Origin of the sequence: Cryobacterium sp. TMT1-2-2, from assembly GCF_004403505.1 — a bacterium.
Lineage (GTDB): Bacteria > Actinomycetota > Actinomycetes > Actinomycetales > Microbacteriaceae > Cryobacterium > Cryobacterium flavum.
In genome coordinates this window covers 20166-36582 of the sequence record NZ_SOGS01000009.1, presented here as the reverse complement: position 1 = coordinate 36582, position 16417 = coordinate 20166, and the positions used below count along the sequence as shown (strand labels likewise).

Annotated in this window: 14 protein-coding genes, 3 pseudogenes and 1 riboswitch; of the genes and pseudogenes, 6 read left to right on the top strand and 11 right to left on the bottom strand. The window is 61.6% G+C overall.

The window, feature by feature from the left end:
- Positions 1–111 precede the first annotated feature (111 nt).
- Together E3T35_RS07270 and E3T35_RS07265 are read left to right on the top strand one after the other, a co-directional pair.
- Positions 112–435 (top strand): putative quinol monooxygenase, encoded by a 324-nt coding sequence (locus tag E3T35_RS07270; RefSeq protein WP_134347088.1) that lies wholly within the window; start codon positions 112–114, stop codon positions 433–435.
- 184 nt (positions 436–619) lie between these two features.
- Positions 620–1258, top strand: coding sequence for an MBL fold metallo-hydrolase (locus tag E3T35_RS07265; protein ID WP_104088399.1), 639 nt, complete (start codon positions 620–622; stop codon positions 1256–1258).
- A 137-nt stretch (positions 1259–1395) separates the two neighbouring features.
- Here E3T35_RS07265 and E3T35_RS07260 read toward each other — a convergent pair whose 3' ends face one another.
- Positions 1396–1971 (bottom strand): TetR family transcriptional regulator, encoded by a 576-nt coding sequence (locus tag E3T35_RS07260; RefSeq protein ID WP_166789870.1) that lies wholly within the window; start codon positions 1969–1971, stop codon positions 1396–1398.
- A 173-nt stretch (positions 1972–2144) separates the two neighbouring features.
- Between E3T35_RS07260 and E3T35_RS07255 the strand changes: the two genes are divergently transcribed.
- From E3T35_RS07255 to E3T35_RS07245, 3 genes and pseudogenes are all read left to right on the top strand, one after another.
- On the top strand, positions 2145–3746 hold the full coding sequence (locus E3T35_RS07255) for a GMC family oxidoreductase (protein WP_134347090.1): 1602 nt from the start codon (positions 2145–2147) through the stop codon (positions 3744–3746).
- A gap of 312 nt (positions 3747–4058) precedes the next feature.
- Positions 4059–4808, top strand: a complete 750-nt coding sequence (locus E3T35_RS07250; RefSeq protein ID WP_134378272.1) for an SDR family NAD(P)-dependent oxidoreductase — start codon at positions 4059–4061, stop codon at positions 4806–4808.
- A gap of 103 nt (positions 4809–4911) precedes the next feature.
- Positions 4912–4998 (top strand): annotated as a pseudogene (locus tag E3T35_RS07245) (transposase); the annotation flags it as partial.
- A gap of 249 nt (positions 4999–5247) precedes the next feature.
- Here E3T35_RS07245 and E3T35_RS07240 read toward each other — a convergent pair.
- The 4 genes from E3T35_RS07240 to E3T35_RS07225 form a co-directional block, all read right to left on the bottom strand.
- Positions 5248–6135, bottom strand: a complete 888-nt coding sequence (locus tag E3T35_RS07240; protein ID WP_134378271.1) for an MBL fold metallo-hydrolase — start codon at positions 6133–6135, stop codon at positions 5248–5250.
- 551 nt (positions 6136–6686) lie between these two features.
- Entirely contained in the window at positions 6687–8423 is a 1737-nt protein-coding gene (locus E3T35_RS07235; RefSeq protein ID WP_134378270.1) for an iron ABC transporter permease, read from the bottom strand.
- 1 nt (position 8424) lies between these two features.
- The gene (locus E3T35_RS07230) at positions 8425–9438 is read right to left on the bottom strand and encodes an ABC transporter ATP-binding protein (protein ID WP_134378269.1); all 1014 of its coding nucleotides are present in this window, start codon (positions 9436–9438) and stop codon (positions 8425–8427) included.
- Positions 9439–9530: 92 nt separating this feature from the next.
- Complete coding sequence (locus tag E3T35_RS07225; RefSeq protein WP_134378268.1) at positions 9531–10598, bottom strand: extracellular solute-binding protein; 1068 nt, start codon at positions 10596–10598, stop codon at positions 9531–9533.
- Positions 10599–11220: 622 nt separating this feature from the next.
- Between E3T35_RS07225 and E3T35_RS07220 the strand changes: the two genes are divergently transcribed.
- On the top strand, positions 11221–12192 hold the full coding sequence (locus E3T35_RS07220; protein ID WP_134347095.1) for a bile acid:sodium symporter family protein: 972 nt from the start codon (positions 11221–11223) through the stop codon (positions 12190–12192).
- A gap of 554 nt (positions 12193–12746) precedes the next feature.
- Here E3T35_RS07220 and E3T35_RS07215 read toward each other — a convergent pair.
- The 6 genes and pseudogenes from E3T35_RS07215 to E3T35_RS07195 form a co-directional block, all read right to left on the bottom strand.
- Positions 12747–13511: a 3-oxoacyl-ACP reductase gene (locus E3T35_RS07215; RefSeq protein ID WP_104088416.1), complete on the bottom strand. Its 765-nt coding sequence runs from the start codon at positions 13509–13511 to the stop codon at positions 12747–12749.
- A 56-nt stretch (positions 13512–13567) separates the two neighbouring features.
- Positions 13568–13668: riboswitch (TPP riboswitch) on the bottom strand.
- 61 nt (positions 13669–13729) lie between these two features.
- Complete coding sequence (locus tag E3T35_RS07210; protein WP_134378267.1) at positions 13730–14395, bottom strand: SDR family NAD(P)-dependent oxidoreductase; 666 nt, start codon at positions 14393–14395, stop codon at positions 13730–13732.
- A gap of 85 nt (positions 14396–14480) precedes the next feature.
- Positions 14481–14768, bottom strand: a pseudogene (locus E3T35_RS19555) (NAD-binding protein); the annotation flags it as partial.
- Positions 14762–14830 (bottom strand): annotated as a pseudogene (locus E3T35_RS20180) (hypothetical protein); the annotation flags it as partial. The pseudogenes E3T35_RS19555 and E3T35_RS20180, both read right to left, overlap by 7 nt.
- Before the next feature lie 398 nt (positions 14831–15228).
- Complete coding sequence (locus E3T35_RS07200) at positions 15229–15837, bottom strand: hypothetical protein (RefSeq protein WP_134378266.1); 609 nt, start codon at positions 15835–15837, stop codon at positions 15229–15231.
- Complete coding sequence (locus E3T35_RS07195) at positions 15824–16393, bottom strand: RNA polymerase sigma factor (protein WP_134347098.1); 570 nt, start codon at positions 16391–16393, stop codon at positions 15824–15826. Before E3T35_RS07195 ends, E3T35_RS07200 begins: the two co-directional genes overlap by 14 nt.
- Between the last annotated feature and the right edge of the window lie 24 nt (positions 16394–16417).

The window sequence follows — 16417 nt, the reverse complement described above, 5'->3', positions numbered from 1 at the left end:
ATCAGCAGACTACCGCTATCGACAACCCCACCTAAACTAGGACAACTCACCGTCAGGTTTTCAGGAAGCGCCACCATTTAATGGGACGTGATCCAGGAAAGGAACCATTCCATGATTTTCATCGTTGCCAAGTTCACAGTGAAACCAGATTGGAGTGATCGCTGGCTGGACCTCACACGAGGTTTCACAGAGGCCACTCGCCAGGAACCAGGCAACCTGTGGTTCGACTGGTCGCGCAGTGTTGACGATCCTCACGAGTTCGTCCTCGTCGAGGCATTCCACGATGACGCCGCGGGAGCTCACGTGAACAGCACTCACTTCTCGGCGGCTATGAAGGCTATGCCTCAAGCGCTCGTGAAGATTCCAGAGGTCATCAGCGAGCGTATCGATGCTGAAGGTTGGGGCCCATTGGGAGAAATGACGATGCCCGAGTAGCAAAAAAAATGGGTGATTGCTGAATTGATCGACGTGACCCCCGCTATCCATCTGATCACCCGAGCCGCCAAGAGGCGCACCCAGTGGTCCATGAACTCGAGGCACCGCGACGAACAGAGGTTATTTACCGCTAGCCCCGCGACGCCACCGAGCGAGACCAGCAACCGGTTATAGGAACAGGACTATGCACGATCTCAATGCTCTTACGGTTCGCAGCATCTCAGTGTCTGAGATGAGCAATAACGTGTACGTACTCACTTCGAAATCCAACGGCGCCCAGGTCCTGATCGACGCCGCGGACGATGCACCCGCCATCTTCACCCTGCTCGAAGATGCACAGAAAGACACCAGTGCCATCGCCAGGCTGGCCCTCATAATCACCACACACTCGCACTGGGATCATGTGCGGGCACTTGGCGAGGTCAGGGAACTAACGAAGGCACCAGCTTCGGCGGGGCTCGACGATATTGCGGACATTGCCGTTCCTACGGACATACCCTTGCACCACGGAGAAGTTAGGTCCATCGAAGGCATTGAACTCGAAGTAATCCACCTGCGCGGACACACCCCCGGGTCGGTTGCCGTGCTCTACCGCGACCCATCTGGTCCCGCCCATCTGTTCACTGGTGATTCGCTCTTCCCAGGCGGAGTTGGAAACACCGACGGTGATGCCACGCGTTTCGCATCGTTGTACAACGACATCGTCACCCGAATCTTCGACTACCTTCCGGACGACACACTGGTACACCCAGGCCATGGAGCAGGTACAACGATTGGAGCCGAGCGGAGCAAGCTCTCCGAGTGGAAACAACGCGGCTGGTGATCACGAAACCCGCCTTGTCGACGAGCACCTGAAGTGGGCGGATATTCCGCTGCACAATTGGCGATCACTTCGAATAGCGAATGGTCGAAGGCGCAGCTGACTGACGACCAGGACGGATGCTGAGGATTTGATCAGCTTTATTGAGTCTTTTCGTGTGCGAATGCGGCTTGTAGGGCTCGGGAGTAGTCGCGGAGGGCGGTCTCGACATACGGCAAGGGGGACGCTTGGCCCGAGTGGAGCCAGTTGCGAAAACCGACGAACATGGCGTGCCAGTAGCCATGGCCGAGAACTTCCGGCAGCGTGTCTTTGGGGTCGAGTCCCTCTCGATCAGCGATGAAGTGGGTGATGGCATCCCTCCAGGGTTGACCCTGCATATATGCGTAACTCTGTAACGCCGGAACCGCCTGGATGAGAGTGACTTCGGCGCGCATGATGGGCAGGGCAGCGGGATAGGTGTGTAGGCCGGACAGTACCGCTGCCACGACCGCGTCGGTGCTGACGATGTCGGCGGGAGCCCTCTCCAGAGCGTTGGTGAGGTCTTTGAGCTGCCGGTTGAATCGGTTCCAGACGATGTCGGCTTTGTTCGGAAAGTAGTTGAACAGCGTCTTGCGCCCGATGCTTGCGGCAGTGGCGATGTCGGTCATCGTTGTCTGGTCGAAGCCGTTTTTCAAAAACAGGCCGAGGCCGATCTCGGCGACGGCATCCACGGACACTGTCGGGGGACGTCCTCGCCCTCGACTCTCTCCGGTATCAGGGGTGGAAGCCATTGACTCGACCATACTCTCTGGCAATACTTGAATTAAGACACTTGGTGTAATAAATCGAGTGTCGTCGACGCATAAATCGGTGCGTCCGTTGATCATCCACAAGGAAGAGGAAGTTCAGCATGATTTTTGACTACATTATTGTCGGTGCCGGAGCGGCGGGATGTGTCCTGGCCAATCGGTTGAGTGAGGACCCCGCAAATCAAGTTTTGCTGCTTGAGGCCGGAGGCTCCGATCGTAGTCCGGTGATTCTCGTACCGAAGGGGTTCTATTTCACGATGACGGACCCGAAGTACACGAAGAAGTTCGCCACCGAACCGTTTGGAACCGGTTCCGTAGAACAGTGGTCCCGCGGTCGTATGATCGGCGGTTCCACCGGGGTGAACGGCATGGTCTGGAATCGCGGCTGGAAACCCGATTACGACTCGATCGAAGCGGCGGGAAATCCTGGTTGGGGATGGGACACCTTTGTGGGTGCCTACAAGAGCATTGAAGACCACGCACTTGGCGCGTCGAATACTCGAGGCGTCGGCGGTCCCGTTGGGATTTCCGTGGCTTCGCCGCCCGAGGAAGTCAGTGAGGCCTTCATGGACGCCGCAGGGAAGCTCGGTATGAACCGGGAAGACGACCTGAACGGGAGCGACAATGAGCGCGTCGGATACGTATCGTCGAACATCGCGAACGGCTTGCGTGTCAGCGCTGCGGAAGCCTATCTGCATCCGGTTCGGCAGCGCCCCAACTTGACGGTGCTAAGCCATTCGGAGGTTGGATATGTCCTCTTCGATGGGAAGCGTGCCACCGGCGTGCGCGTTGAGCGCAAGGGCGTGACGGTCGACTACTCCGCCCGTAAAGAAGTGCTCCTGGCCGGCGGTTCGCTCGACACTCCGCTTCTCCTCGAACGCTCCGGCATCGGAGATTTAGATCAGCTACGTTCCGCCGGGGTGAAAGTAGTCGTGGACAGCCCCAACGTCGGAGAACGGTTGCACGAGCATCACGGCACCAGCTTTCAATTCTCGATGCAGGGCGCCGACGGGTACAACAAGCAGCTCTCCAACGTCTCCCGGCAGATGCTCACCGGCACGAAGTATCTGATGCAACGTGACGGCGTCATGTCGTTCGGTGGTTACAACGTGCTGATGTACTACAAGTCGGATCCGAAATCCGAGCGGCCGGATACGCAGGGATTTTTCACACCCATCTCCACGGCGGCGGCATCGTTAACGTCGGGCAAAGTGAAGGTCGACAAGAACCCGGGAATGATGTTCCTGACGTATCCGCTGCGCCCGACGAGTACCGGATCCATCCACATCACCGGCAACTTGCCGTCGAACAAGCCGACGGTTACCGCGAATTTCCTCGAAACCGAGCACGACCGCCGCCTGGTCGTTCTCGGGGCAAGAAAGGGACGCGAAATCATGGCCCAGAGTCCGATCAGTCGACTGGTGCGCGAGGAGACCCTCCCTGGCACCGGCTACACCACGGATGAGCAGATACTCGAAAACGCGCTCAACCGCGGCGGAACCGGGTACCACACCCTGGGCACGTGCGCCATGGGACCCAATGACGACGACGTTGTCGACGCACGGCTTCGTGTTCGCGGGGTGGAGGGACTGCGAGTCGTTGACGCGTCCGTCTTCCCACACATGCCATCGGGGAACAACAATGCCCCGACTCAGGCTCTCGCCTGGCACGCGGCACAACTCATCCTCGAAGACAACTCGTGAGCAACTCCCCGAGACGCTTCACCACACCGTGGTAACGGCCTAGTTCGATCAGGTTTTGCGGGTGACCCCGGCAGGTCTGCGGCTACCGGCTCACAGTCGTGTCGGCCAGTTATTGGAGACCCTCTCCGGTAACTGGCCGACTGTGCTACTAAGGGTCTTGCATGGCGGGCCCGTGTCAACGGCGCTGGTTTTCAGGCGCCGGCGATGCCGCTCTGTAGCGGCTCAGTGGCCGTGCGCCTCGGAGCCCTCGGTGAGCTGGCACGAGTAGGGAGGCGAGTGCATAGCTCAGACAAGCAACAAGGAGACACCACGATGACTGATTTTCAGGGAAAAGTGGCACTCGTCACGGGCGGCGGTTCCGGCATCGGGGCGGCCATCTCACGAAAGCTGGCCGCGGCAGGCGCATCGGTCGTGGTCAGTGACCTCAGGCTCGACGCCGCGCTGAAGGTAGCCGAAGACATCACGGCCGCCGGGCACTCCGCCGCAGCAGTCGAGCAGAACACGACCGTTCCGGCGCAAGCGGATGCTGCCGTACAGCTCGCGATCGACACCTACGGCGCACTTCACCTCGCGGTGAACAACGCGGGAATCGCCCCCGCCCCGGCCCCCGTCGGCGAACTCGACCTTTCCGATTGGGACAAGGTCATCAACGTCAATCTGAACGGCGTCCTCTACAGCCTTCGCTACGAAATCCCCGCCATCGAGAAATCGGGCGGTGGCTCCATCGTGAACGTGTCGTCCGTCCTCGGCACCAACGGTGAACTCAACGCCTCATCGTACGTCGCAGCAAAACATGCCGTAGTCGGACTGACGAAGGCGGCCGCCCTCGAGTACGCGACCAAGGGCATCCGCATCAACGCCGTTGGCCCCGGTTATATCGACACTCCACTGCTCAGCACCCTGCCCAAAGAAACGTACGACGGGCTGGTTGGCCTGCACCCAATCGGCCGACTGGGAACGGCGGATGAGGTCGCAGACCTGGTCATATTCCTGCTGTCAGAAAACGCTAGCTTCATCACCGGCAGCTACCATCTCGTCGATGGCGAGTACTCGGCGCGCTGACCACGCGGCCCCACCAGTGGGCGGGACGCGCCAACGCACGGTTGCGTTCCCTGAGTGGTGTAATTTCCGGGGTTTAATTCGTTGGATTATCAACGTAGTGCACTCATTGAAATTGCGCGGCCTGGACGGTGTTAAGCTCGTCATCTCCGACGCCCACAGCGGCCTAAAGAAGGCCATCAGCACCGTATTTGGGGTGCCTGTACTGAGTGGCCCAGGTGCGCACATTTCGAACAGACCTCGTCAGCGGTTTGCACTCAACATCGGCCCACTCATGACCTGACCCGCAACGGTCTCAAACGCCACGATTAAGAATCTACGGATACCTTAATAGAGAAAGTATCGGCGAAAATTGTAACCCGCGTAATTCCTTCACAATCCTGAGCGGGCGTTTTCGTTTCATTATTGCGCAGACCCAAGCCGCGCCCGCAACGCGTCGGGGTCAGAATGGCCAGAGCCTTCGGATTCTGGCGCGCAGTTTCTGTCGTGCCATTTCAGATTTGCACGGCCCGTTAAAGATCGCGAAGTCGTCGAAGCGATGCGCGCCGGGACGGGTGGCCACCGTGCGGGTGGCAGTGACCACCGCTCGTAGCTGGTCGACGGTCATCGGGAGCGGCGCTTCGTGGGGATGGTAGGCGACGGTGCGTGCATAGTCGCGGCCCCGGCGGTTCGACATTTCGATGTGGGCTCCCATGACTCGACTCACTGGGTGGCGCTTTGAGAAGGCAAGGAGCCGGTCGACGCTGTCCTGGAATGCGGCGATGTCGTGCACGTAGAGCCGGCCGGGGTAGACCGTGTCACCCGTGAAGAGGAGCTCGGTGGTGGGGTCCCAGATCGCGATCGACGAGGCTTCGTGACCGGGGATGGCAAGGACCGCCAGCTGCCTCTCGCCGAGTTCGAAATGCACCTCCCCAGCGGGCCAGCCGACGAGCCCGAAGAACTCGGCGACGTCGCTCGGCGCGTGCCCAACTAGGACGGTACGTGGTCGATCTGCGAACTGCCCATCGGCGGCGATGTGGTCGCCATGGGAGTGACTGTGTGCAACCACTAGTTCGTAGTCATCGTGTGGATGCTGGGCAAGCCATTCATTGCACAGCCGGTCGACCAGCTCTCGGAGGGGGAACGACGCAGGGTCGGACGTCGCTCCTGTGTCGAGCAGTAGCGCGCGGGCCTCGCCGAACATCAGATAGAGGAAGGGGGCTTCGTAGTTGATGGCCATGCTCTGCCTGAGGACGATGGTGTTCGCGTCAATCCAGTGGGTCTGGATGAGCGGGTCCGTGGAGCGCCGGAACGGCGGCGCCCCGTGGTTCCACCTGACGTCGAGATCCATCGGATTCGCTGGCACGGGTCAGAATGGCTGGTCTGTTGCGCACGATAGCTCCTGCGGCAGCCGCGACAGCAACGTGATCAGCTCATGTGTGACATCGAAAGGGTAAGCAATGCCGACCAGCGGATCGAAAACCCGTTGTAGATCCGGACCCAAACCGCATCGACGTCCGCTCGGGCCACGCGGTGTGTACATAGCCATGACAGGATCCGAATCTCGTCTGTGCCCACGTAAACGCCAAACCATACGCTTCGAAGGAGGAAGAACAGCGCCGGCGCAATGTACAACCAGGTGTCGAGCAATACCAAGGTACCGCACCCGCGCACGGTGAGTATTCCGACCACCATACACCCCAGGGAACACACGCGACCGCCCGGGCTACGGATCCGGACCCTTCGATCCGACTCCACCGGCGCCGACTAAAGCAGCGCGCTGGGAGTGTCGTGCGAACGATCGTTACCGAACATCACACGCTACAGACCTTGGCGTCGGACGAATTCACAAGCCACCTCGGCCGCACAACTTGAAATGTGCCGAGGTATCGGTTGGAGGAATCAGTTGCGGCTTGCGCGGCGGCGGGCGCGTCGCGTCGCGGCTCCGCTGCGCCCGTAGACGAGGTACATCGCCAGGCCCATGATGATCATCAGGAGCACGGTGTACACGAAAGTGATCGACATCGAATCCAGGTTGTTTTCGCCCTCGGTGCTGGCCTTGATGGCGATTCCCAATGGTTGGTATAGCGGGTGGTATAAGAACACGGCGGCATCGTAGTCGTCGAGCAGGCTGTTGAAGTTGAGCGCCGTGATCGCGGCTGCGGTCGGGATTACGAGGGGAAAGAGTACCTTGCGCAGGGTGAACATTGATCCCGCTCCGAGAATGCGCGCGGCGTCTTCCAGCGACTCTGGCACCGACGCGAATGCCGCTTTCAGCAGCCGTAGGGTGAAGGGGACCTTCACAATGATGTAGGCCAGCAGGAGGAGGCTGGTGGTGCCGGTGAGTACCTGGCCGCCGACGAGCGCTTGGGGCCGGTCAAACGTCATGACCAGCGCGAGCGCGATCAGGATCGTGGGCAAGATCCACGGGATATGGAGGAGGTATTCGAGCAACCCGGTGACTGGGTTGCGATATTTCTGTAACACCCTTGCGACGAACAACATGCCCAGTACCACGATCGCCGAAGCCAGTGCGCTGTAGACGACGCTCACTATGAATGGGCGCAGTACCGACGGGGTGCCGAAAACGGTTGCGTAATTGTCGAAGGTCAATGCATCCCAGGTGATCATCCCGCGCAGGATGGCGGTCGAGTCGAGAAATGAGAACAGCACGATGAGCAGTACCGGCGTCGCGTAGACCACGAACAAGGCATAGGCAAGCACGTGCACGACGCCGTTGGTGACCCGATTGGGAATCTTCTGCTTTTGGAGCGGCGTGGCCACCTTGGCGACAGAAAAATACACCCCGGACTTCTCGGCCCGGTTCATCATGGCCAGCAGCACGATCGTGGCCAGGCCCAGGATGATGGCGAGCAGTGCGGCCAGATCCTGTGAGCTGCTGCTCTTCGAGAACGTCAGAATCATCGGGGCAACCGTCTGAAAGTCGGTACCGCCCAGCACGATCGGAGCGGTCAGCGCACCAAGTCCAGTGAGGAACGTGAGCACCGTCACGGCGAAGATCATCGGGCGCAGGGCCGGCAGCACGATCCGCCACAGAATGCGCAGGGTTCCCGCCCCCATATTCCGGGCCGCCTCGATCGTCTGGTAATCGATCTTGGCGAGTGACGAACCAAGAAAAAGCATGTGGTTGGTGGTCGTGGCGAGAGTCATCACGACCACGACGGCGAAATATCCGGAAAACCAGTCACGGTCGATGTCGGGAAACCAGTTGCCCACCGCGTTCGTGACGAAGCCGTAACGACCGTAGATGAAGTTGTACCCGGCGGCGAGCACGATGCCGCCGTAAATGAGGGTTGTCGCGTAGCCGAGCCACAGTATCCGGGCACCCCGAATGGCGAAATAATCGGTGACGAGCACGATGAAAATACCCAATACGTTCACCGTCACGGCGAGCGTGCCGGCCAGCAGAAAGCTGTGCCACAGGCTGTTCATGGCCCGCTCTGAGCTGACCAGTTTCTCGAACGCGCGAAAGCTGAGCTGGCCGTCGGGGAAGAACGTGCCGATCAGGAGGGTGGCGTTGGGAAAGATCAGGAACGTGGCGATGAACCACACCGTCACCAGGGCCACGATCAGCACGAGGGGCGACCGCAGCATGGAACGCCAAGAGGAGGTGCGCATGCTAATACTGCAGGATCGACGCGGGGTCAATGTGTAGCTCGGCTCGCGAACCGGGCGCAAGCGGCGCCGCGCCGCCCTCGGGTACGAGCGCGCGAATCATGCTGCCGGAACAGTCGATCGTGTAGGTGCTGTGCGCGCCGTGGTATGCGCGTTCAGCGACGATTCCCTCAAGACGGATGCTGCCGGCCACGTTTGCAGGAGGCTGCAGCCACACCTTCTCGAGCCTCAGGTATGACGCCTTGTTTGGGTGCAGAGCGGTACCGCCACCACGCTGCAGCCGCTGCACCAACTCGCCCGACAACTTATTCATGGCACCCACGAACGTGCACACAAACTCTGTGCTCGAGCGGTTGTAGATCTCCTCCGGAGTTCCCACCTGTTCCACCACGCCATGATTGAACACGGCGATGCGATCGCTCATCGTCAGGGCTTCCTCCTGGTCGTGGGTCACGTAGACCGTCGTGATGCCGAGCTCGCGCTGCAGGTTTTTGAGCTGTTCGCGCAGCTGCACCCGCAACTTGGCATCGAGGTTGGAGAGGGGTTCGTCGAGCAGCAGGATGCGCGGCTTGAGCACGAGCGCGCGCGCGATGGCCACGCGCTGCTGCTGGCCGCCGGAGAGTTCGGAGACGTTCTTGCTGAGCTGCTCCGATGTGAGCTCCACCTGCCCGGCTATTTCCGCGACGAGGGCACCCGTCTGCATCTTCTTTGTCTTGCGCACCTTCAGGCCGAAGGCGATGTTTTCCCACACGCTCATACTCGGGAACAGGGCGTAGTTCTGAAACACCATTCCCACGCTGCGCTTCTCGCTCGGAAGCTTCGTCGCGGCCTGGCCATCGATATAGATCTCGCCTTTCGTCGGTTCGATGAAGCCGGCGAGTGTGCGCAGCGCGGTGGTTTTCCCGCATCCGGACGGCCCGAGCAGGGTGAAGAACTCACCCTGCTTCACCTCCAAATTGAGATCGGGAATGGCGGTGTGTTCGCCGAAACGCACTTCGATGTGGTCAAATCTAATCATATAAACTCCCACCGGGTGAGGCTGTTGACGAAGCCGCACCCGGCGACTTGTGGCGGGTGATGGAGGTCGGCGCTCGTCGGCGCGGATGACCGTTAGGGCAGGTACTCGAGCTCGGTCTTCTCGACCCACTCGCCGATGTGCTCCCGGGTCAGTGCCCAGTTAATGTCTTGCTTGGGCAGTGATTCGATCAGCTCGACGACCGCGGGGAGCGCCTGAGCGCGGGCCTCGGTGTTCACGGGGTAAGCGGCGAATTTGGCCGCAAACTGGCCCTGCACGTCGGAGCTACCGAACCAGTCAATGAACTCTTCGGCCTGCTCCTGGCGCGGAGTGCCGTTAATTACGGCGATCTGCTCTGTGACGTACGGAACACCGTCTTCGGGGCTGATGACTCCGGTGACCGTGCCGTACTCGGTATCACGACTCGTGATACCGCTGCTCGGAATCACGCCGAAATCGACCTCACCGCGGATCAACCGGGCATACAGGTCGGTGCCCTCGACGGCAGGGGAACCGTGCCCGAAGTATGCCTGCACCTGGTCCCAGCCATCGTCGGATATACCCAGGTCGCCGTCCTCGTCCGCGTAGGGAGCGAGAAGGCCCGCGAGCACCAGCTGTGGTGTCGCCTGGCCGAGGGCAGTGTTCACTTCGTAGTTACCGGTGTACTGGTCGCCGTCCCAGAGGTCGGCGATCTCGGTGGGGGCATCGGCTGCGCTGACCGTGTTGGTGTCGTAGGCCATAACGATGGCCTGTTCAACCAACGGCCAGAATACGCCGTCCTCCGCGTCGCCGGCGGTGCTGTCGACTTCGCCGGACCAGGCCGGTGTGTACGCGGAGACAGCCTCCTCGGCCTTGAGCGTTTCGAAGAACATGTTGTTCAACCCGAAGACCACGTCACCCACGGGATTATTCTTCTCGGCCACGATCCGGTTGGCGAGGTCGGCGCCGCCGAGGCCTACGATCTCGATGTCCAGGCCGGCAGCGGCGGCCTGCTCCGTGATCCATTCGCCACGCCCATCAGAGTTGGAGTTCGTGTACACGATGAGCGTTCCAGTGGCGTCGCCGGAAGCGGCAGTATCGGTCGCGGCACTGCACGAGGTCAATACCACGATGCTCAACAGGGCGAGCGTGAAGGAGCTCGCGGTGATGGTGCGCTTATTCAATTGATTGTCCTTTTCTGAGCCCGGTACAACCAAAAAAGTCGCCCCCGAGCCAAACCTGTGATTTCGACATTGACATCACCACGCTACGGCGGGGACTTACTCGACCCTATCGTTATGACACAAATTTGGCCTATTGTTCACTCGATGTGCACACACCGCAGCACGGTATGCAGCTATCGCCGTGCACCGCGCCGCAAGGCGGGCTGAACGCGCCGCCCAAGCAGCCCTGAATGGCTTTCCCGCTCGCGATGACTCCCGGCACCGTCCCTACGTGAGTGCCACGACCGACGACGTCTGGATCAACCTCGACCCGGTCGTCTCGATCGAGGAAACGCCTTCGCTGACGCTGTGCGAGAGGGAATCGCGCCGGGAGAGAACTATCCCTGTGTGGAGCTCACCACCTCGAACGGGAGCACACACCTAATCTCGCTCGGCGTGTACCCGAACCAGGCCGGCGGCTCTGCAAGGGGTTCAGATGCCAGCTTTGAGAAGTGAGGTTTCGCAGGCGGCATGTTTGTCGTGTTGAAACCGGTCAGAATCGTGGGCAAACTGTTCGCGCTTCCTGTTCACCATCGCACCTGCCGGCCATGAGGTTTTTGCCCATTGTGGGTATGGTTTCATCATGGACCGCATCAGAACTGTCAGCGCATTCGTCGGGCGTTGGTTCGCCGTTATTGTTTTGGCTGCGGGAGCGTTGGCGCTTGCTGTCCCCGACGCATTTTCCGGCCTGACCGTGGCGATCCCATGGCTACTTGCCGTGATCATGCTGGGAATGGGTATGACGCTGCGCCCGGTTGACTTCGCGATTATTGCCAGGCGGCCGTGGGCGCTTCTGCTGGGCGTTGCGGCCCAGTTCTTCGTGATGCCGTTGCTCGGCTTCGGGATTGCCGTCGCGCTGGGGCTTTCGCCCATGCTGACGGCCGGCATGATTTTGGTCGGTTCTGTGCCCGGAGGTACAGCGTCCAACGTGATGGTCTACCTCTCTAAGGGCGATACCGCGTTGTCTGTGGCGATGACGTCCGTTTCGACTTTGCTGGCCCCCGTGCTGACGCCGCTGCTCGTGCTGGTGCTCGTGGGAGAGTCCCTGCCCGTCAATGCTGGCGCTTTGTTCGTGTCGATTGTGCAGATCGTGCTGGTTCCGGTAGTGCTCGGGCTCGTGTTGCGCATGATCGTGCCGCGCCTGGTGGACCGTTTTCTCGATGTTTTGCCGCTGCTGTCGGTAGCCGGCATCACCGTCGTGGTTGCGGCCGTCATCGCCGCCAGTGCCTCCACGCTGTTGTCGATTGGCGTGCTCGTGGTCGTCGCCGTGATCCTGCACAACTCCCTCGGACTGACGCTTGGGTACTACATTGGGCGTCTGTTCGGGCTTCCGGTCGCCAGTCGCCGAGCTCTCAGCTTCGAGGTGGGCATGCAGAACTCCGGCCTGGCTGCCGCCCTAGCCGTGGCGCATTTCAACCCGGTAGCCGCGCTGCCAGCGGCAATTTTCTCGGTCTGGCATAACGTATCGGGTTCGGTGCTCGCCAGCTACTGGGCGCGCAAGGATCTACCGTCCGATGAGATTTCCGAATCCTTGCCGGTTACCGCCCGCGCCTAACCGGGGTCTGGCCAGTAATGGAACGGTGGTCGCAGCTTCACGCATTTGGCCAGATGTAAACCGAATCTACCGATAGGTACACAAGCTGGCGACGACGACAGCAATTGCGGTCGCAATGGCCGTTATCCAGGTCGGCACAAGATCATAAGGAACGCTGTCTCAGCGGAGATCCACGTGCTCACACGATAACCGGAGCGCACCGTGCTGGTGCGCCATCGATATTCAATTCCATGTGTCGAGGAGTGTATCCTGGCCCGCCGGGAGGCTGCTCGTCGCCACGTCACCCGCCCACCCGCCCGCCCGCGCGTCAGGATCCACGGTCAACCTCGCAGACTTCCGGCCGTCGCCGCCCCGGTCTCAGCATTAGCAAGTCGGTCACTCCCCCGGGGCTTTAGTACCTGCCGGACGAGGACCTACGCCGCGAACGGGGCCGGGCAGCTCCCAATTGCTCGATGGGCGACTGCGGCCGCCGCCAGGCGGCGCCGTGGTGGCCGCAACCCATAAGGAACGCATTGAAGTGGAGCTGGTGTGGGGCTGACCTGGCCGGCGCTGCCCTAGTTCATTACCAGGCCGCCGTCGACGACCAGGTTCTGCCCGGTGACCGACCGCGCCCAGGGGGAGGCAAAAAAGAGTACCGCATCCGCAAATTCGGCCGGGGTTGTCACTCTGCGTAGCGGGGTGGAGGCGGCGATGAAGTCGAACACGTCCTCGGGGGTAGCCGCGCTGGCATCCGTGGTGCGCAGCAGCCCGCCGGAGACCATGTTTACGGCGATGTTGTGCGGGCCGAGGTCTGAGGCGAGGGTGCGGGTCAGGGAGAGCAGGGCGGCCTTGGCGGCCGTGTAGTCGTGGTAGGGCACCACCGGGTTCTGAAACAGGTTGGTACCGATGTTGATGATGCGGCCAAACCCGACCTCGCGCATGCCTGCCAGCGCCTGCTGGGTTGTGTTCAGGGCACCGCGGACGCTGCCCGAAAATTGCGCCTGGAATTCGTCCCAACTGATGTCGGCAGCGCCGGAGCGGGCGTCGCCGTTGAAGCTGAAATCGACCAACGCGTTATTGACCACCGTTGTCACGCTGGAGCCGAAATGTGCCTGCGCCTGCGTGAGCATTGCCGCGACCTGGGCCGGGTCGGTGACGTCGGCCTGTACGGCAAGAGCGTGTTCAGGCCCATAGCCGGAAGCCAAGGTTTCCGCCGCTGCGGCGCTGTTGCGATAGTTGATGACCACCCGGGCGCCCAGAGCCGCGAAAGCGTGCACGATGCTTTTACCCAGGCCGCGTGCGCCGCCAGTGACCAGGACAATCTGTTCTGCTATTTGCATGATTTTCTTCACCTTGGGTAAGGCGAAAGGACGAGATCCGGCACCAAAGCAGTGCACGTAATTCTCCGTGACATCCCTTCGCTAGTTCGAACTAGATCAGGTTCAACGGGTGTCATCTCAGCCGGCCGTCATGCAGTCGGCACCCCGTGTCGCTGAAAACGAGTATACGCAACCGCCTGGTACCGGAAAATTCGCGTCCTGACAGTGAACGACGCTTTCTAGTCAGCGCTGATCTGGTGGCGGAAGCGATCGCGACGGCTGTGGAGGTTCCAGAGGTGCTCAGCGAGCACTGACGGGTCCTTCTCGGGATCGCCGGCGATGATGCGGCCGCCGATGATGAGCTGGGAGACCTGGATTCCTTCTTCTCCGAGGGCCTCGTTGAGCAGCTGTGCGTAGGCGGCCTGTCCAGCGAATGCGATTGACGTGCCGGTGACATTGCGGCCCGGGGTCACGGCGGATCCGCCGTTGACGAAGAGGATGGTGCCGCGGTTAGCGCCGAGGAAACGCATGCCGGGGAGGACCTGATGCACGGCGGCGACGGGTCCGTAGATGGAGAACTCGATTGGGCCAACGAGGTCGGCGGGAGTGGTCTCCAGAACCGGGCGCATGAAGTCCTTCTGCGGCAACGGGCTGTATTGCAGTACCTCGATCGGGCCGAGAGTTTCTGCGACCTGTTCGAGAGTGCGGGTGATGGAGGTCGGATCGCGCACGTCGGCGACGAAGCCGTGTGCTGAGATGCCCTCGGCCAGCAGTTCGGCGGCGAGGGCATCTACGCGTCCCTGGTGGCGGGCGATGAGCGCGACGGTGAAGCCTTCGGCCCCGAATCGCCGCGCGACGGCGGCCCCGAGTCCTGAGCCAGCTCCGATGATTGCGATAGTAGTCATAGCTGGTACAAGGGCCATGCTGTCCGAGAAATTCCGATACCCGCGCTGTGAGCTCCCGTGAGTGACGAGCCGTGGATTGGTAAGTCGCTCCGCTGCGTCCGGGCTTGGCCTGGCTGGTGGATACCGGGCCGGGAACGGGGCAGTTGGTGGTCAGCACCCAGCATTGACCGGATGCCGTGGACGCGACATCGAAGAGCGCCTGGTGGGTGAGGCCCAGTTTTTCACCGAGCACGAATGCTTCGCTGACGGCGATCATTGAGATGCCGAGGATCATGTTGTTGCAGATCTTTGCGGCTTGTCCGGCGCTCGGGTCGCCGCAGTGCACGATGCGCGCCCCCATCGTGGCAAGAATTGGTTCGGCGATCGCGAAGTCCGCCGCCGACGCCAGGCCGCGCGTCGAAGCAGTCCTCTCGCCGCTTGCAGCTCGGTCTCCATGTCGGCGAGGGTGAACAGTAGGGACTGTTGTTCGACGAGGAGCTAACCTTCTTCGGGCAGATAGAGACAGGATCGACAATCAGGTCCATGTAGTGCCAGAACTCGCGATGGTCGGCGTAAAACGATGTCGGGTGGGTAGACCGCGCTTACTGGTGCAGAGGAAGCCTGAACCCGAAAAATTATGTACTAGGTGATTCTCGCTGTGGCGGCCGACGCTCGCGACAACAAGTTATGGCCATCGTTGCGGTTCAGGATCAAGCAAACGCCCATCATGTACCCACCTGAATCGACCCGGAGCGATTTCTCGTTCAACCGGATGCTGTGTGAGCCTCTCCCCACCGTCTGACGCCGATGGGACGATACCACGCAGCGTTCCCGACCGCTCTCGCGAGCCCGGATCAGCCCGGGAACGCTGCGTCGTAGACCGCGCGAAGCTCGGCACTGTCGGCCCCGGTCACGCCGCATCCCGTGATCGTTCCATCGATTGCGCCGACGAGGTAGCTCTGGCCGACCTCGAAGGGCACGCCTGAGAAGTCGGAGGTCATCGTGTCGACCTGCGCCACCTCCACGCGGTCGGCGACGTCGCCGACAAAGCGCTCCGTGACCTCCAGAACAACGGTGTTGCCCTGGATCTGCAGCACCGTCGCGGCGAACGCCTGCTCCTGCGCCGCGACGGTCGCAGGCTCAAGCGGGAGGCAGCTGCCACTCGCCAGGCCTCCGCCCATGGGAGGCTGCAGCGACTCGACGGTGGGTTCCGGGCCACCGAGAACGAGAGGCGCGACGATTGCAGCGGCGATGGCGAGGCCGGCGGCGACGCCGACCACCGGCATCCACCGCCGGAACGCGCGTCGTGGCGTCTCGGGCGTGGCGGTCGTGGTGGGTGAGGATTGGTCGGTCATGATCTGCTCCATTCTGTGGTCGAGCCACGTCGGCGAGGCAGGGGGCAGCGCGCGGGCCGGATCGGCGGCGCGCAGCTGATCGCGCAGCGCACGGTCATCGTCGTGCATCTTCGCTCCCTTCGTCGTAAGTTATATGTCCGGTCGAGTGGCCGGATTTCAGTAGCTCCTGCTTGAGGCGCGCCTTCGCGCGGTGCAGCCGGATCGCCGCTGCGTTCGCGCTGATGCCGAGCACAACGGCAATCTGCGGGCTCGTCAACTCGTCCCACGCCCACAGCCGCAGGATCTCGGCATCGTTTCGACGCAAGCCGGCGAGGGCTGCGGTCACGCGGGCCGCCACGGCGGTGCCTTCATCGACGGTGGATGCTGCGGGGTTCTCGTCCGTAACGGCCGGCGGAGGGTCGATGGCGATGATGCGGCCGATGAGACGCGTGCGGCGACGCTCGGCGCGTTGGGCGTTGCTGAGGCACTGTCGAGCGACGACGATCGCCCAGGGGAGGGCATCGTCGGGAACCTCGTCGAGGCGGCGCCAGCACACGAGCAGGGTGTCGCCGATCACGTCGTCGGCCGTTGCGGCGTCGGTGCGGCGGTGCAGGTAGTGGCGCACAGGGTCGCCGACCAGCACGACCAGGTTGCGCATCCGCTTTTCGCGCTCGGTGTCGGTCACAACTCTCATACTGAGGCATGTCCG

Excerpts from the sequence above, each read along its gene's own strand:
- E3T35_RS07235 (WP_134378270.1), bottom strand. The coding sequence starts at position 8,423 with ATGCGCACCTCCTCTTGGCGTTCCATGCTGCGGTCGCCCCTCGTGCTG.
- E3T35_RS07255 (WP_134347090.1), top strand. The coding sequence starts at position 2,145 with ATGATTTTTGACTACATTATTGTCGGTGCCGGAGCGGCGGGATGTGTC.
- E3T35_RS07270 (WP_134347088.1), top strand. The coding sequence starts at position 112 with ATGATTTTCATCGTTGCCAAGTTCACAGTGAAACCAGATTGGAGTGAT.
- E3T35_RS07210 (WP_134378267.1), bottom strand. The coding sequence starts at position 14,395 with ATGACTACTATCGCAATCATCGGAGCTGGCTCAGGACTCGGGGCCGCC.
- E3T35_RS07240 (WP_134378271.1), bottom strand. The coding sequence starts at position 6,135 with ATGGATCTCGACGTCAGGTGGAACCACGGGGCGCCGCCGTTCCGGCGC.
- E3T35_RS07220 (WP_134347095.1), top strand. The coding sequence starts at position 11,221 with ATGGACCGCATCAGAACTGTCAGCGCATTCGTCGGGCGTTGGTTCGCC.
- E3T35_RS07215 (WP_104088416.1), bottom strand. The coding sequence starts at position 13,511 with ATGCAAATAGCAGAACAGATTGTCCTGGTCACTGGCGGCGCACGCGGC.
- E3T35_RS07250 (WP_134378272.1), top strand. The coding sequence starts at position 4,059 with ATGACTGATTTTCAGGGAAAAGTGGCACTCGTCACGGGCGGCGGTTCC.
- E3T35_RS07265 (WP_104088399.1), top strand. The coding sequence starts at position 620 with ATGCACGATCTCAATGCTCTTACGGTTCGCAGCATCTCAGTGTCTGAG.
- E3T35_RS07200 (WP_134378266.1), bottom strand. The coding sequence starts at position 15,837 with ATGCACGACGATGACCGTGCGCTGCGCGATCAGCTGCGCGCCGCCGAT.
- E3T35_RS07230 (WP_134378269.1), bottom strand. The coding sequence starts at position 9,438 with ATGATTAGATTTGACCACATCGAAGTGCGTTTCGGCGAACACACCGCC.